We start from the raw sequence: 15,508 nt of genomic DNA, 5'->3' as shown, positions 1-15,508 counted from the left end.
GTACCGGGCTGAGAGGCGGTGTAAGTGAACTGTAGTTGCCATGTTTTACGGCAATGAGAGCAGAGATAGCGCTGATGTCCGGCAGTGCTTTTGCCGTTACGCACCACGCCTTCAGTAGCGGAGCAGGAAGGACATCTGATGGAAATGGAAGCCACGCAAGCACCTTAAAATCACCATCATACACTAAATCAGTAAGTTGGCAGCATTACCAATACGTTGATAAACAATTCCGATGCCCGAAAAACGTCGGCGTTACTATTTCTTGATGGCGATAATTTCAAATATATCAATGATACCTGGGGTCATGCGACGGGCGATAGGGTCTTGATTGAAATCGCAAAACGGTTAGCTGAATTTGGCGGGCTGCGACATAAAGCATACCGCCTGGGCGGCGATGAATTCGCTATGGTGCTCTATGATGTACAGTCGGAATCTGAAGTGCAACAGATATGCTCAGCACTGACACAAATCTTTAATCTCCCGTTTGATCTTCATAATGGCCATCAGACCACCATGACATTAAGCATTGGTTACGCGATGACCATTGAGCACGCCTCTGCGGAAAAATTACAAGAGCTTGCCGATCACAATATGTATCAGGCCAAACACCAGCGTGCCGAAAAGCTGGTGAGATAGCAACAGATCCAAACCATGGCAGCCAAATTGGCCTCGACAGGGCTAACACATGCCCGTATGGATGGACACACCGATAACTATGGTGAAGACAGTTACAACGAAGGCTTATCATTGAAACGGGCGAATGTCGTGGCCGATGCATGGGCTATTGGTGGACAAATTCCACGCAGCAATCTCACCACACAGGGTTTAGGAAAAAAATATCCCATAGCCAGTAACAAGACCGCCCAGGGCCGCGCCGAGAACCGCCGCGTCGCAGTGGTGATTACAACCCCTTAAAACACGAGCAAACAGACAAAAAAAGGGCCAGCCAATTGGCCAGCCCTTCTTAACAGGATGTCGCTTAAGCGAAATCTTAGTTAAGACGCTCTTTGATACGAGCAGCCTTACCAGTACGCTCACGCAGGTAGTACAGTTTAGCTTTACGAACAGCACCACGACGTTTGACAGAAATGCTGTCAACTACCGGAGAGTGAGTCTGGAAGACACGCTCAACGCCTTCGCCGTTGGAAATTTTACGAACAGTGAATGCAGAGTGCAGACCGCGGTTACGAATAGCGATAACCACGCCCTCGAATGCCTGCAGACGTTTTTTGGAACCTTCAACAACCCATACTTTCACTTCCACGGTATCACCCGGACGGAAGGAAGGTACGTCCTGCTTCATCTGCTCTTGTTCAAGTTGCTTAATAATGTTGCTCATAATTTAATCTCTTATCCTGGGTAAACTGATATCTCGGGGGCTTACGCCATCCCATCATGTTTATGTTGCTGTTGTGCGTGTTCCGTTTTGAACTCCGCCAGCAACCTTGCTTGCTCTTCAGTCAGAGCCAGGTTTTCCAGAAGTTCAGGTCTTCTAAGCCAGGTACGGCCCAGCGACTGTTTCAAACGCCAGCGACGTATCTCGGCATGGTTGCCCGACAGTAACACTGGCGGAACTTCCATCCCTTCTAACACCTCAGGCCGCGTATAGTGCGGGCAATCCAGCAATCCTTCAGCAAAGGAATCTTCCGTTGCCGAGGCTTCATGTCCCAGTACCCCCGGAATAAACCGGGAAACGGAGTCAATCAGCGTCATTGCTGGTAACTCACCACCACTGAGAACGTAATCGCCGATTGACCATTCTTCGTCAATTTCGGTTTGGATCACGCGCTCATCTATACCTTCGTAGCGACCGCACACCAGAATCAATTTTTGATTCGTTGCCAATTCGCTGACGCCCGCTTGATCAAGCTTGCGTCCCTGTGGTGACAGATAAATCACCTTTGCGCCTTCACCCGCCGCGGCTTTTGCTGCATGAATGGCGTCCCGCAAGGGTTGCACCATCATTAACATCCCCGGTCCGCCGCCGTAAGGACGATCGTCCACGGTACGGTGCCGGTCATGCGTGAAGTCGCGAGGACTCCAGCTCTGGATGCTCAGCAGGCCATTTTTAACTGCCCGGCCAGTTACCCCGTAATCGGTAATTGCGCGGAACATTTCAGGAAACAGGCTAATTATGCCAATCCACATAGCGCCGTCTTTTACCGTTTATCCGGTGGTTTAAAAACCAGGATCCCAATCTACTTCGATTGAACGAGTAGTGAGATCGACTTTCTTGATAACCTGCCCATCGAGGAACGGTACGAGACGTTCCTTGATACCAAACGCATCTTTCAGGTTTGCCTTAATGACGAGAACGTCATTAGATCCGGTTTCCATCATATCGATGACTTTACCGAGATCGTAGCCTTCAGTGGTTACTACCTGGCAGCCCATCAGGTCTTTCCAGTAGTAGTCACCCTCTTCAAGCTGAGGCAACTGCGATGAATCCACGACAATTTCACAATTCGTCAGCAGGTTCGCCGCATCACGATCGTCAACGCCTTTCAGCTTGATGATCATGTCCTGATTGTGGTGCTTCCAGCTTTCCAGCTGGACTTGCTGCCACTGACCCGCCTTCTGGATAAACCAGGGCTGATAGTCAAAAATGCTTTCGGCGTCTTCGGTGGAAGAAAACACTCTGAGCCACCCACGAATACCGTAAGACGAACCCATTTTTCCCAAAACGATGGGATCAACAGGTGCTTGCGCGGTGAGTTGTTTGCTCATCATGACCACCGTGACAGATTAAGCTGCTTTGTTTACTTCTTTGATCAGCGCAGCAACGCGATCAGAAATAGTTGCGCCCTGGCCAACCCAGTGAGCGATGCGATCCAGATCCAGGCGAGTGCCTTCTTCTTTTTCGCTAGCGATTGGGTTGAAGAAACCAACGCGCTCGATGAAGCGACCGTTGCGTGCATTACGGCTGTCAGCGACAACAACCTGGTAGAACGGACGCTTTTTAGCGCCGTGACGTGCTAAACGAATAGTTACCATAACATCCTCTTGTGTGAATAAAACAACCTGACCCCATCGAGGAACGGAGTCCGGCGTCATATTAAAAGCCCGAAAATTTTACTGATTTCTGGAGAAAATGCAATCAGCAGTTAATAACTCTGTCGCATAAGGTCATTTAGCGACCAGGAAATCCCGGCGGCATCATCCCCTTCATGCTTCTCATCATCTTCGCCATTCCGCCCTTCTTCATTTTCTTCATCATGCGCTGCATGTCGTCGAACTGTTTCAGAAGACGGTTAACGTCCTGCACCTGCATACCGCAACCGGCAGCAATACGGCGTTTACGCGAACCTTTGATGATTTCTGGCTTAGCGCGCTCTTTCATCGTCATCGAGTTGATGATGGCTTCCATACGCACCAGCACTTTATCGTCCATCTGTGACTTGACGTTATCCGGGATCTGCCCCATGCCCGGCAGCTTGCCCATCAGGCTGGCCATGCCGCCCATATTTTTCATCTGGCGCAGCTGCTCAAGAAAGTCGTTGAGATCGAAGCCGTCACCTTTTTTCAGCTTGCTGGCTAATTTCTCTGCCTGCGCGCGGTCAACTTTGCTTTCGATATCTTCGATCAGCGACAGTACGTCGCCCATGCCGAGAATACGCGACGCAATGCGGTCCGGATGGAACGGCTCCAGCGCCTCAGTTTTCTCGCCAACACCGAGGAACTTGATCGGTTTGCCAGTGATGTGACGAATAGAGAGCGCCGCACCGCCGCGGGCATCGCCGTCCACTTTGGTCAACACTACGCCGGTAAGCGGTAACGCTTCATTGAATGCTTTTGCCGTATTGGCCGCATCCTGACCGGTCATGGCGTCAACCACAAACAGGGTTTCAACCGGGTTAATCGACGCATGGACTTGTTTGATCTCGTCCATCATCGCTTCGTCAACGTGCAGACGACCAGCGGTATCCACCAGCAGCACGTCGTAGAATTTCAGTTTGGCTTCTTTCAGCGCCGCGTTAACGATATCTACCGGCTTCTGACCAACATCAGAAGGGAAGAAATCAACGCCCACCTGCTCTGCCAGCGTCTCAAGCTGTTTGATTGCCGCCGGGCGATAAACGTCGGCAGAAACCACCAGCACTTTCTTCTTGTGCTTCTCGCGCAGGAACTTACCGAGTTTACCAACGCTGGTTGTTTTACCGGCACCTTGCAGGCCCGCCATCAGCACGACCGCAGGCGGTTGCGCCGCCAGGTTCAGGGTCTGGTTCTCTTCGCCCATCGCCGCAACCAGTTCGTTACGGACGATTTTGACGAACTCCTGCCCCGGCGTCAGGCTCTTATTAACTTCATGACCAACCGCTTTCTCTTTTACGCGATTGATAAACTCACGCACTACCGGCAGAGCGACATCCGCCTCCAGCAGCGCCATGCGCACTTCGCGCAGCGTATCTTTTACGTTGTCTTCAGTTAGGCGTCCACGGCCACTGATATTGCGCAGCGTGCGCGACAAACGATCGGTTAAATTATCAAACATTGTCTCTCGCCTGGGGTGGAAACGGTTGGCCGCAATCGCGACACATCATCAGTATTTTGCCGCAGTATAACATGAAGGCGTCTTTGTTGTTATGCAACGGTTGGAGCAGCGTTCACCTGACGCTATACTGCTTCTCTTTCTTATTGCTCAAACTGTCGACATCACTATGCCCGTTTTTGCTCTGCTCGCGCTTGTCGCCTACTCCGTCAGTCTTGCGCTGATTGTTCCCGGTCTGCTGCAAAAAAACGGCGGCTGGCGGCGCATGGCTATTATTTCTGCGGTCATTGCGCTGGTCTGCCACGCAATCGCTCTGGAAGCCCGCATCCTACCCGACGGTGATAGCGGACAAAACCTCAGCCTGCTGAACGTTGGTTCATTGGTCAGTTTGATGATCTGTACGGTAATGACCATTGTGGCTTCTCGCAATCGTGGCTGGTTGCTGCTACCCATTGTCTATGCCTTTGCGCTTATCAACCTAGCGCTGGCGACCTTCATGCCCAATGAATACATCACCCATCTGGAAGCAACGCCTGGGATGCTGGTGCACATTGGCTTATCGCTCTTTTCCTATGCCACGCTAATTATCGCCGCCCTGTACGCGCTGCAACTGGCGTGGATTGATTACCAACTGAAGAACAAGAAGCTGGCATTTAACCAGGAAATGCCGCCATTGATGAGTATCGAGCGTAAAATGTTCCACATCACGCAGATTGGCGTGGTGCTGCTAACGCTCACGCTTTGCACTGGCCTGTTCTACATGCACAACCTATTTAGCATGGAAAATATCGACAAGGCTGTGCTCTCTATCGTGGCGTGGTTTGTCTATATTGTGCTGCTGTGGGGACATTACCATGAAGGATGGCGTGGACGCCGCGTCGTCTGGTTTAACGTTGCGGGCGCGGTAATTCTGACACTGGCCTACTTCGGCAGCCGAATTGTCCAGCAGTTAATCAGCTAAACCCAGAAAAGGAGTTTCCCCTGGAACACATTTCTACTACTACGTTGATCATTATTCTGATCATCATGGTGGTCATTTCAGCCTATTTTTCCGGGTCCGAAACCGGAATGATGACCCTCAACCGCTATCGTCTGCGACATATGGCGAAACAGGGTAATCGCTCGGCCAAACGCGTCGAAAAATTGCTGCGTAAGCCAGACCGCCTGATAAGCCTGGTGTTAATCGGCAATAACCTGGTCAATATTCTTGCCTCCGCGCTCGGCACTATTGTTGGGATGCGTTTGTACGGCGATGCGGGCGTGGCAATTGCTACTGGTGTGCTGACTTTTGTCGTACTGGTATTTGCTGAGGTATTGCCGAAAACCATTGCCGCGCTGTACCCGGAAAAAGTCGCTTATCCGAGTAGTTTTCTGCTGGCTCCGCTGCAAATTTTGATGATGCCGCTGGTCTGGTTGCTGAATGCTATCACCCGTATGCTGATGCGCATGATGGGTATCAAAACCGATATCGTGGTTAGCGGCTCTTTGAGCAAAGAAGAGTTGCGCACTATCGTGCACGAATCACGCTCACAAATTTCCCGTCGCAATCAGGATATGCTGCTGTCGGTGCTCGATCTGGAAAAAATGACCGTTGATGACATCATGGTGCCGCGCAGTGAAATTATCGGTATTGATATCAACGATGACTGGAAATCGATTCTGCGCCAACTCTCCCACTCACCTCACGGGCGCATCGTGCTCTACCGTGATTCGCTGGACGACGCCATCAGTATGCTGCGAGTACGTGAAGCCTGGCGGTTGATGTCGGAGAAAAAAGAGTTCACCAAAGAAACCATGCTGCGCGCCGCGGACGAGATCTATTTTGTGCCGGAAGGTACGCCGCTCAGCACGCAGTTAGTAAAGTTTCAGCGCAACAAAAAGAAAGTCGGCCTGGTCGTCAACGAGTATGGAGACATTCAGGGGCTGGTGACGGTTGAAGATATTCTGGAAGAGATTGTCGGCGATTTCACTACGTCGATGTCGCCAACACTTGCCGAAGAGGTCACGCCGCAAAACGACGGTTCGGTGATTATCGATGGCACCGCCAACGTGCGGGAAATCAACAAAGCCTTTAACTGGCATCTACCGGAAGATGATGCCCGCACGGTTAATGGCGTCATTCTTGAGGCACTGGAAGAGATCCCTGTCGCAGGCACCCGCGTGCGTATTGGCGAGTACGATATAGATATTCTCGACGTACAGGACAATATGATTAAGCAGGTAAAAGTTTTTCCTGTGAAACCGCTGCGCGAGAGTGTGGCGGAGTAACGAAAACGCCTGCCATTCGCATGCAGGGCCGTGAATTATTACGAAAACAGAAATTACGCTTTTGCTTTCGCTACAGTTACCATCGCCGCACGAATCGTACGACCATTCAGCGTATAACCCTTCTGCATAATGCCCAGTACGTTACCTGGCGCAACGTCATCAGATTCCACCATTGCGATAGCCTGATGCACATTCGGGTCCAGCGGCACGTTAGTTTCGGCGATCACTTCAACACCAAACTTACGCACAACATCCAGCATCGACTTCAGCGTCAGCTCAATGCCTTCAACCATCGCAGACATATCCGGGTTAGCTTTATCAGCCACTTCCAGCGCACGATCCAGGCTATCAATCACCGGCAGCAATTCGTTGATGAATTTCTCCAGCGCGAATTTGTGGGCTTTTTCAATATCCAGTTCAGTACGTCGACGCAGGTTTTCCATTTCGGCTTTTACACGCAAAATGCCGTCACGTTCACGGGTCTGGGCTTCAGCCAGCTGAGCTTCGAGATTCGCAATTTTTTCATCGCGCGGATCCACCTGCTCAGCAGAAGCTTCTGGCTCAACTGCCTCAATCTCTTCGTGCTGATCCATGATAATTTCTTCCGGGGCTTGCCCCTCAGGCGTTTTCTGTTCTTTACTACTCATGAATTTCTCCGCGTTTTTTTCGCATTCATCTCGCTAACTTCGCTTATTATGGGGATCAGTTTCAGGGTTTCAAGGGAAGCACTCACATTGTCATCAATCTTCGCAACAAGGACCTCGGAAAAATGAATAATCATTTCAAGTGTATTGGCATTGTGGGACACCCACGGCACCCCACTGCACTGACAACACATGAAATGCTCTACCGCTGGCTGTGCACAAAAGGTTACGAGGTCATCGTTGAGCAACAAATCGCTCACGAACTGCAACTGAAGAATGTGAAAACTGGCACGCTCGCGGAGATTGGGCAACTAGCTGATCTCGCGGTAGTCGTTGGTGGCGACGGTAATATGCTGGGCGCGGCACGCACACTCGCCCGTTACGATATTAAAGTTATTGGAATCAACCGTGGCAACCTGGGTTTCCTGACTGACCTTGACCCCGATAACGCCCAGCAACAGTTAGCCGATGTGCTGGAAGGCCACTACATCAGCGAGAAACGTTTTTTGCTGGAAGCGCAAGTCTGTCAGCAAGATTGCCAGAAACGCATCAGCACCGCGATAAATGAAGTGGTGCTTCATCCAGGCAAAGTGGCACATATGATTGAGTTCGAAGTGTATATCGACGAGATCTTTGCGTTTTCTCAGCGATCTGATGGACTAATTATTTCGACGCCAACAGGCTCCACCGCCTATTCCCTCTCTGCAGGCGGTCCTATTCTGACCCCCTCTCTGGATGCGATTACCCTGGTGCCCATGTTCCCGCATACGTTGTCAGCACGACCACTGGTCATAAACAGCAGCAGCACGATCCGTCTGCGTTTTTCGCATCGCCGTAACGACCTGGAAATCAGTTGCGACAGCCAGATAGCACTGCCGATTCAGGAAGGTGAAGATGTCCTGATTCGTCGCTGTGATTACCATCTGAATCTGATTCATCCGAAAGATTACAGTTATTTCAACACATTAAGCACCAAGCTCGGCTGGTCAAAAAAATTATTCTAATTTTACGCCAGCCTCTTTACTGTATATAAAACCAGTTTATACTGTACACAATAACAGTAATGGTTTTTCATACAGGAAAACGACTATGTTGGCACAACTGACCATCAGCAACTTTGCTATCGTTCGTGAGCTTGAGATTGATTTTCATAGCGGCATGACCGTAATAACTGGCGAGACCGGCGCGGGTAAATCTATTGCAATAGATGCCCTCGGTCTTTGTCTCGGTGGTCGCGCTGAAGCCGACATGGTGCGTACCGGCGCTGCTCGCGCTGACCTGTGCGCCCGTTTTTCTCTGAAAGATACGCCAGCGGCTCTGCGCTGGCTGGAAGAAAATCAGCTTGAAGACGGGCATGAATGTTTGCTTCGTCGCGTGATCAGCAGCGATGGTCGCTCCCGTGGTTTCATCAACGGTACAGCTGTTCCTCTGTCACAACTGCGCGAACTGGGTCAGTTGCTGATTCAGATCCATGGTCAGCACGCTCATCAATTACTCACCAAACCTGAGCACCAAAAATTCCTGCTTGATGGCTATGCCAATGAAACCTCTCTACTGCAGGAAATGACCGCACGTTATCAGTTGTGGCATCAAAGCTGCCGTGACCTCGCGCATCATCAACAGTTAGGTCAGGAACGCGCCGCCCGTGCGGAACTGCTGCAATACCAATTAAAAGAACTTAACGAATTTAATCCGCAGCCCGGAGAGTTTGAACAAATCGACGAAGAGTACAAACGTCTGGCGAACAGCGGTCAATTGCTGACCACCAGCCAGAATGCATTGGCATTAATGGCCTACGGTGAAGACGCAAACCTGCAAAGTCAGCTTTACACGGCTAAACAACTGGTGAGCGAATTGATTGGCATGGACAGCAAACTGTCCGGCGTACTTGATATGCTGGAAGAAGCTACCATCCAGATTGCTGAAGCCAGCGATGAACTGCGCCACTACTGCGATCGTCTGGATCTCGATCCCAACCGACTATTTGAACTTGAACAGCGCATCTCAAAACAGATTTCGCTGGCACGTAAACATCACGTCAGCCCTGAGGCATTGCCACAGTATTACCAGTCGCTACTGGAAGAACAGCAGCAACTGGACGATCAGGCCGACTCACAAGAAACGCTTGCGCTGGCGGTAACGAAACATCATCAGCAGGCACTGGAAATCGCGCGCGCATTACACCAACAACGCCAGCAATATGCAGAAGAACTTGCACAGCTGATCACCGACAGTATGCATGCGCTCTCAATGCCGCATGGGCAGTTTACGATCGATGTTAAATTTGACGAGCATCACCTGGGCGCTGACGGTGCCGATCGTATTGAGTTTCGGGTAACCACCAACCCAGGTCAGCCAATGCAGCCTATTGCCAAAGTCGCATCCGGTGGTGAATTGTCCCGCATCGCACTGGCAACCCAGGTCATCACGGCGCGTAAAATGGAAACCCCGGCACTGATTTTTGATGAAGTGGATGTAGGGATTAGCGGTCCAACAGCGGCAGTTGTCGGCAAACTGCTGCGTCAACTCGGCGAATCAACTCAGGTGATGTGTGTTACCCACCTGCCACAAGTCGCGGGATGTGGTCATCAACACTATTTTGTCAGCAAAGAAACCGATGGTGCGATGACAGAAACGCATATTCAATCCCTGAATAAAAAAGCGCGGTTACAAGAGCTGGCGCGCCTGCTTGGTGGCAGTGAAGTCACACGTAATACACTGGCGAATGCGAAAGAACTGCTTGCAGCGTAAACTTTTTTCCTGCTTCACGGTCAGAGTAAACAGCAAAACGCCGTAAGACCGGAAAGCAAAAGGTTTTAAAGTGATGAAAGGTCTATTATCATCGGCATATTACAGATGAGCCACGTACTGCTCGGGCCCGAAAAGGAATCAAATCACTATGCGCTGTAAAACGCTGACTGCTGCAGCAGCAGTACTATTGATGTTGACCGCAGGCTGTTCCACTCTGGAGCGAGTGGTTTACCGTCCTGACATCAACCAGGGGAACTATCTGACCGCTAACGACGTATCCAAAATACGTGTTGGCATGACGCAACAACAAGTTGCGTACGCATTGGGTACACCGCTGATGTCCGATCCATTTGGTACGAATACCTGGTTCTATGTCTTCCGCCAGCAACCAGGTCATAAAGGTGTAACGCAGCAAACGCTGACGCTGACCTTTAACAGTAGCGGTGTGTTGACCAATATTGATAACAAACCTGCGCTGAGTAGTAACTAATAATAAAGTTGCTCTCAAAGACGTTAAAAAAGGTGCTCAATGAGCACCTTTTTTCTGTCTGTTATTTATTCGCTGATTTTTCTGCTCGTTGCCTGCGAAGCTCTTTCGGATCGGCAATGAGAGGGCGATAAATCTCCACCCGATCGCCATCATGCACACTATCGCTTAGTTTTGCCGGACGGCTGTAAATGCCGACTTTGTTTTTAGTTAAATCGATATCGGTACGCAATTCCAGCAAGCCACTGGCGCGAATAGCTTCTTCAACCGTCGCGCCCTCCTGCAGCGTCACGCGCTGCAGGTACTGCTTCTCAGGTAGCGCATAAGCCACCTCAACGGCAATTTTACCTGGCACTGTAAACCTCTTTCGCACGAACCGTAAAAGCCTGGACCATATTAGACGCCAGCTCTTTAAACACGCGACCAAAGGCGAGTTCAATCAACTTATTGGTAAACTCAAAGTCGAGATGAAACTCGATACGACACGCCTCCTGGCTCAGCGGCGTAAACTTCCATCCACCAATCAATTTCTTGAACGGCCCATCCACCAGATTCATAAGAATACTTTGGTTACTGGTCAACTGGTTGCGGGTAGTAAACGTTTTGCTGATCCCAGCCTTAGAGACATCTACCGCCGCAGTCATCTGCCCAGGAGTGGACTCCAGAATCCGACTTCCGGTACAACCCGGCAAAAACTGAGGATAAGACTGAACGTCATTCACTAACTGATACATTTGCTCCGCGCTGTAGGGTACCAGTGCGGTCCGGCTAATCTGAGGCATAACTATTTCCATCAACAAAAATCCAACAAATAATATCATTTATCCTGCTGTAAAAAAAACGCTATCCCGGCGCTGGGTAACATCGGGTTCATGCTAAGATAGAGCCTTGTCCCCCGCAGGATTGATATGGGGTGTTTTCGATTTCAGATTACCGATGATTCACGACGCTTATGACGAAGAAAAAAGCACATAAACCTGGTTCAGCGACCATCGCGCTTAACAAGCGCGCCCGTCACGAATACTTTATCGAAGAAGAGTTCGAAGCGGGACTTGCCCTGCAAGGCTGGGAAGTTAAATCCCTGCGCGCAGGAAAAGCCAATATCAGCGACAGCTACGTCCTTCTGCGTGACGGAGAGGCATTTCTGTTTGGCGCTAACATCACGCCAATGGCCGTAGCCTCCACGCATGTGGTGTGCGATCCTACCCGTACCCGCAAGTTACTTCTCAACCAGCGCGAACTGGACTCATTGTACGGTCGCGTCAATCGAGAAGGCTATACCGTAGTGGCGCTCTCCCTGTACTGGAAAAATGCCTGGTGCAAAGTGAAAATCGGCGTCGCCAAAGGTAAAAAACAGCACGATAAACGTTCAGATATCAAAGAACGCGAATGGCAGGTGGATAAAGCACGTATCATGAAAAACGCCCACCGTTAAACCTGCACTCCAATTATTGACCAGTTCCTCACCGCGCCTCCCTCTCCGGCGGCGCGAATGAACATCTTATTGGCTATCACATCCGACACAAATGTTGCCATCCCATTGCTTAATCGAATAAAAATCAGGCTACATGGGTGCTAAATCTTTAACGATAACGCCATTGAGGCTGGTCATGGCGCTCATAAATCTGGTATACTTGCCGTTACACATTGGGGCTGATTCTGGATTCGACGGGATTTGCGAAACCCAAGGTGCATGCCGAGGGGCGGTTGGCCTCGTAAAAAGCCGCAAAAAATAGTCGCAAACGACGAAAACTACGCTTTAGCAGCTTAATAACCTGCTTAGAGCCCTCTCTCCCTAGCCTCCGCTCTTAGGACGGGGATCAAGAGAGGTCAAACCCAAAAGAGATCGCGTGGAAGCCCTGCCTGGGGTTGAAGCGTTAAAACTTAATCAGGCTAGTTTGTTAGTGGCGTGTCCGTCCGCAGCTGGCAAGCGAATGTAAAGACTGACTAAGCATGTAGTACCGAGGACGTAGGAATTTCGGACGCGGGTTCAACTCCCGCCAGCTCCACCAATCATGATTGGACGGTATAAGGACAACACCAATAAAAACAGGAAGTTAGCAGTCTCAGCAGGACACCGACCAGACGGTGAAGAGACATAAAAGGATACGCAAAGGAGCCGCGGCTCCTGGTGACATGAAAGCCCACAGATGTGGGCTTTTTCGTTGATGGTCAGAACGACCAGTTCACACCAGCTACCCCGTTCCACGGGGATTCCACACCGGCACCATGGCTATACCCCACCCCAAGATGCCCGCTTAACGTACTGCTGAATGAGGCTTTAATACCTGCCTGGTATATTCCACGTCTGCCCGACAAATCATTGACGAAATTACCGTCACTATTCACTTTCACCCGGTTATCATCGACAAATTCTTTGCGCACAGCCGCCTTCAGCCACGGCTCAACTTCCATACCGTTCCCCAGACGCATGTTGTAACTCAGCGTTGCACCCAGTTCACGATATAAACTGCGGGTATCGACTGATTTCGATTCCATGCCATTGGATAAATGATATTCAGGGTTATCAGCGGTGAACCCCCGTTAACGATGCATACGGCGTCAGGTTCCAGTTACCATCGGTAAATCGCATCCCGGTTTCAATGTGACCGCCCAGCCCGTTGCTGCGATAACTGCCGTTGGCGGCTCCACCGCTGCCAACCGTGGAGTCGCGAGCTTCGGTACCTGCTAATACCAATAAATTACCGCCATTTTCCAGCAACATATTGGTCGCTAAATTGCCGGAAATGGAAAAAGTGCCGTACTGGTGAGTACCGCTGATTTAAATACCGTTAGCCGTGCTCGTCTGGAGAGCGGCACCGCTGTTCTGGACGATATCTGTCGCTTTGCCATTATCGTTAACTGTCAGCGTACCGCCTTCATTGATCTTTGTTTTTATTGCCTCTCCGTTAGCTGAAACTGTTTGTATTCCGCCGTCGTTAATCGTTGTCTCATTCGCCACCCCCTCGACGATTTGTTCGCCGCCGGTGAGCGTCGTGCCTGTCGCAGTGGCTTTTGTTTTGACGATCTCCCGTCCGCCCGTATTGACCTGTGTTTTGTCAGAAGAGGTGTCTGACTCCACGGTTAACACGCCGCCATTTGCCAGCAGGATATTGTTCGCCGCACCCTGCTCGATGCTGAACGCGACGCCATCCGCGCGTGTTCCTGTGACCCGCGTCGCCCTGGTGGTTGCAACCAAAGCGCCCTGGCTACTCTGCTGTATCTCCGTTGCGCTGCCTTTCTCCCGCACATCGAGTGTGCCGCCGTCATTAAGCACCGAGTTTTCAGCCAGACCGCCCTCATTAACTACCTGTGAACCCCCATTAATAATGGAACCTTCCGCTGTCCCGTTTGCCATAATTTGTTGTAGGCCAGAGACGATATCGGTATTGATTGCCTTACCATAATTCTGAACGGTTTGCGTGCCACCATTGATGTGTGTTTTCTCTGTTGACCCACCATCAACAATTTGTTCACCACTTTCGATATTTGCCTCAGTGGCTAATCCATATACCGTTTGCTTGCCACCTTTGATATTTGCTTTATCAGAAGTGGCACTGGCATATATTGTTTGGGTGCCAGCACTATTGAGTACAGTGCCAACATCTTTTCCATAAACATCCATTTTGCCGTTGGCATTAATAATCGTATCAACTGCCCGGGAACCAGTGACGACTGTTAATGAGCCAGCGTTTTCCAGCACTACATTTTTAGCTTCTGAATTCCTGATGTAGAAAGCATCACCATAACTGTTGGTTCCTTTGATAAGGGTTCCGGAAGTTGTGGAAGCAATTAATGCGCCGCCGGATTGTTGCTCAACATGCTTAGCCTCACCACCGTCCTGAACCTCCAGAACGCCACCATTATTAAGTCTGGTGGTATCTGTTTTAGCCTCCTTCTGGACAATCAGCTTACCGCCAGCATCAACGGTAGTATTTTTCGCCGAGGTTTTAGCCACTACCGTCAGTTCGCCGGTATTTTCCAGCACAACATAATTAGCCTCCCCTCCGGGTAATAGTGAAGTGAGAGAGCTTGTTGTATCCTTCGATATCAGTCCCTGCGCCCGTGTTGGCAACTAAAGCACTGCCCGTCTCCTGGTTAACCCCATGTGCTATACCGCCGGTATAGACAATCAGCGAGCCTCCGGCGCTAATATTGCTGCCAGTTGCCGTACCATCTTTCTCAACAACCTGCCGGCTCCCGGTGGAAATATTTGTCGTGTCAGCTTTCCCGCCGCTCTTGATATTTTGTGTTCCGCTGTTGATATTGGTACCCGTGGCAATACCATGATTATTAATATTCTGTGTACCACCATTGATTATGGTATTGGTCGCGTTTCCGGTAACATCCATTACCCCGCCGTTATCTATTCGGGTCGCATCAGCTTTAGCATTCGTTAAAACTGACATTGTTCCTTTATCTTTAATAATCGTCTTATTTGCCGAACCATATGCGTTTATGTCTAAATGACCACCGTTTTCGGTAATGACTCCAACTTACTGATAGTGTTTTATGTTCAGATAATGCCCGATGACCTTGTCATGCAGCTCCACCGATTTTGAGAACGACAGTGACTTCCGTCCCAGCCTTGCCAGATGTTGTCTCAGATTCAGATTATGTCGCTCAATGCGCTGAGTGTAACGCTTGCTGATAACGTGCAGCTTTCCCTTCAGGCGTGATTCATACAGCGGCCAGCCATCCGTCATCCATACCACGACCTCAAAGGCCGACAGCAGGCTCAGAAGACGCTCCAGTGTGGCCAGAGTGCGTTCACCGAAGACGTGCGCCACAACCCTCCTCCGTATCCTGTCATACGCGTAAAACAGCCAGCGCTGACGTGATTTAGCACCGACGTAGCCCCACTGTTCG

Annotated in this window: 16 protein-coding genes, 1 other RNA gene and 5 pseudogenes; 9 read left to right on the top strand and 13 right to left on the bottom strand. The window is 50.3% G+C overall.

Translation table 11 applies throughout. The annotated features are described in order from the left end of the window. A partial coding sequence (locus BFF42_RS25760; RefSeq protein ID WP_001348782.1) for an IS1 family transposase occupies nt 1-155 on the bottom strand: 155 nt, incomplete at its 3' end. 55 nt (nt 156-210) lie between these two features. Between BFF42_RS25760 and BFF42_RS25755 the strand changes: the two are divergent. Together BFF42_RS25755 and BFF42_RS25750 are read left to right on the top strand one after the other, a co-directional pair. Then, nucleotides 211-636 (top strand): annotated as a pseudogene (locus BFF42_RS25755) (diguanylate cyclase domain-containing protein); the annotation flags it as partial. Next, nucleotides 637-915: pseudogene (locus BFF42_RS25750) on the top strand (OmpA family protein); the annotation flags it as partial. A gap of 76 nt (nt 916-991) precedes the next feature. On the opposite strand, the gene rplS reads toward BFF42_RS25750, so the two are convergent. The 5 genes from rplS to ffh all read right to left on the bottom strand — a co-directional run bounded on the left by rplS (nt 992) and on the right by ffh (nt 4,492). Beyond that, the gene (gene rplS, locus BFF42_RS25745) at nt 992-1,339 is read right to left on the bottom strand and encodes a 50S ribosomal protein L19 (protein WP_000065253.1); all 348 of its coding nucleotides are present in this window, start codon (nt 1,337-1,339) and stop codon (nt 992-994) included. A 41-nt stretch (nt 1,340-1,380) separates the two neighbouring features. After that, entirely contained in the window at nt 1,381-2,148 is a 768-nt protein-coding gene (gene trmD / locus BFF42_RS25740; RefSeq protein WP_000264777.1) for a tRNA (guanosine(37)-N1)-methyltransferase TrmD, read from the bottom strand. Nucleotides 2,149-2,178: 30 nt separating this feature from the next. Beyond that, entirely contained in the window at nt 2,179-2,727 is a 549-nt protein-coding gene (rimM, locus tag BFF42_RS25735) for a ribosome maturation factor RimM (protein WP_000043330.1), read from the bottom strand. Nucleotides 2,728-2,745: 18 nt separating this feature from the next. Continuing rightward, entirely contained in the window at nt 2,746-2,994 is a 249-nt protein-coding gene (gene rpsP, locus BFF42_RS25730; protein WP_000256450.1) for a 30S ribosomal protein S16, read from the bottom strand. A gap of 136 nt (nt 2,995-3,130) precedes the next feature. Then, nucleotides 3,131-4,492, bottom strand: coding sequence for a signal recognition particle protein (ffh, locus tag BFF42_RS25725; RefSeq protein ID WP_000460035.1), 1,362 nt, complete (start codon nt 4,490-4,492; stop codon nt 3,131-3,133). A 166-nt stretch (nt 4,493-4,658) separates the two neighbouring features. Between ffh and BFF42_RS25720 the strand changes: the two genes are divergently transcribed. After that, nucleotides 4,659-5,450 (top strand): cytochrome C assembly family protein, encoded by a 792-nt coding sequence (locus tag BFF42_RS25720; RefSeq protein ID WP_001338897.1) that lies wholly within the window; start codon nt 4,659-4,661, stop codon nt 5,448-5,450. Nucleotides 5,451-5,470: 20 nt separating this feature from the next. Further along, a complete protein-coding gene (locus BFF42_RS25715) occupies nt 5,471-6,757 on the top strand; it encodes an HlyC/CorC family transporter (protein ID WP_010723175.1) in 1,287 nt (428 codons plus the stop codon). 53 nt (nt 6,758-6,810) lie between these two features. On the opposite strand, the gene grpE is transcribed toward BFF42_RS25715, so the two are convergent. Then, nucleotides 6,811-7,404, bottom strand: a complete 594-nt coding sequence (gene grpE / locus BFF42_RS25710) for a nucleotide exchange factor GrpE (protein ID WP_001296310.1) — start codon at nt 7,402-7,404, stop codon at nt 6,811-6,813. A gap of 122 nt (nt 7,405-7,526) precedes the next feature. On the opposite strand from grpE, the gene nadK reads away from it, so the two are divergent. The 3 genes from nadK to bamE all read left to right on the top strand — a co-directional run bounded on the left by nadK (nt 7,527) and on the right by bamE (nt 10,642). Then, nucleotides 7,527-8,405 (top strand): NAD(+) kinase, encoded by an 879-nt coding sequence (gene nadK / locus BFF42_RS25705; RefSeq protein ID WP_001059169.1) that lies wholly within the window; start codon nt 7,527-7,529, stop codon nt 8,403-8,405. 85 nt (nt 8,406-8,490) lie between these two features. Next, nucleotides 8,491-10,152: a DNA repair protein RecN gene (gene recN / locus BFF42_RS25700; RefSeq protein WP_039060333.1), complete on the top strand. Its 1,662-nt coding sequence runs from the start codon at nt 8,491-8,493 to the stop codon at nt 10,150-10,152. A 148-nt stretch (nt 10,153-10,300) separates the two neighbouring features. Beyond that, the gene (bamE, locus tag BFF42_RS25695) at nt 10,301-10,642 is read left to right on the top strand and encodes an outer membrane protein assembly factor BamE (RefSeq protein WP_001203439.1); all 342 of its coding nucleotides are present in this window, start codon (nt 10,301-10,303) and stop codon (nt 10,640-10,642) included. A gap of 61 nt (nt 10,643-10,703) precedes the next feature. On the opposite strand, the gene BFF42_RS25690 is transcribed toward bamE, so the two are convergent. Continuing rightward, on the bottom strand, nt 10,704-10,994 hold the full coding sequence (locus tag BFF42_RS25690; RefSeq protein WP_001117838.1) for an RnfH family protein: 291 nt from the start codon (nt 10,992-10,994) through the stop codon (nt 10,704-10,706). Beyond that, nucleotides 10,984-11,421: a type II toxin-antitoxin system toxin RatA gene (ratA, locus tag BFF42_RS25685; protein WP_001341638.1), complete on the bottom strand. Its 438-nt coding sequence runs from the start codon at nt 11,419-11,421 to the stop codon at nt 10,984-10,986. The genes BFF42_RS25690 and ratA overlap by 11 nt, the downstream gene beginning before the upstream one ends. A gap of 170 nt (nt 11,422-11,591) precedes the next feature. On the opposite strand from ratA, the gene smpB reads away from it, so the two are divergent. Then, complete coding sequence (gene smpB, locus BFF42_RS25680) at nt 11,592-12,074, top strand: SsrA-binding protein SmpB (RefSeq protein WP_000162574.1); 483 nt, start codon at nt 11,592-11,594, stop codon at nt 12,072-12,074. Nucleotides 12,075-12,288: 214 nt separating this feature from the next. Next, nucleotides 12,289-12,651, top strand: a transfer-messenger RNA (tmRNA) gene (ssrA, locus tag BFF42_RS25675). Between the two features lie 160 nt (nt 12,652-12,811). On the opposite strand, the gene BFF42_RS28645 is transcribed toward ssrA, so the two are convergent. From BFF42_RS28645 to BFF42_RS25665, 4 genes and pseudogenes are all read right to left on the bottom strand, one after another. After that, nucleotides 12,812-13,138 (bottom strand): autotransporter outer membrane beta-barrel domain-containing protein, encoded by a 327-nt coding sequence (locus tag BFF42_RS28645; protein WP_000444409.1) that lies wholly within the window; start codon nt 13,136-13,138, stop codon nt 12,812-12,814. A gap of 28 nt (nt 13,139-13,166) precedes the next feature. Beyond that, nucleotides 13,167-13,256, bottom strand: a pseudogene (locus BFF42_RS28640) (hypothetical protein); the annotation flags it as partial. Between the two features lie 27 nt (nt 13,257-13,283). Next, nucleotides 13,284-15,129, bottom strand: a pseudogene (gene ypjA / locus BFF42_RS25670) (adhesin-like autotransporter YpjA/EhaD); the annotation flags it as partial. A 6-nt stretch (nt 15,130-15,135) separates the two neighbouring features. Then, a pseudogene (locus BFF42_RS25665) lies at nt 15,136-15,508 on the bottom strand (IS1-like element IS1X2 family transposase); the annotation flags it as partial.

This window comes from Shigella sp. FC1661, from assembly GCF_001712525.1.
GTDB classification, from domain to species: Bacteria; Pseudomonadota; Gammaproteobacteria; order Enterobacterales; family Enterobacteriaceae; genus Escherichia; species Escherichia coli.
This window is presented reverse-complemented; position numbering and strand designations above follow the sequence as displayed.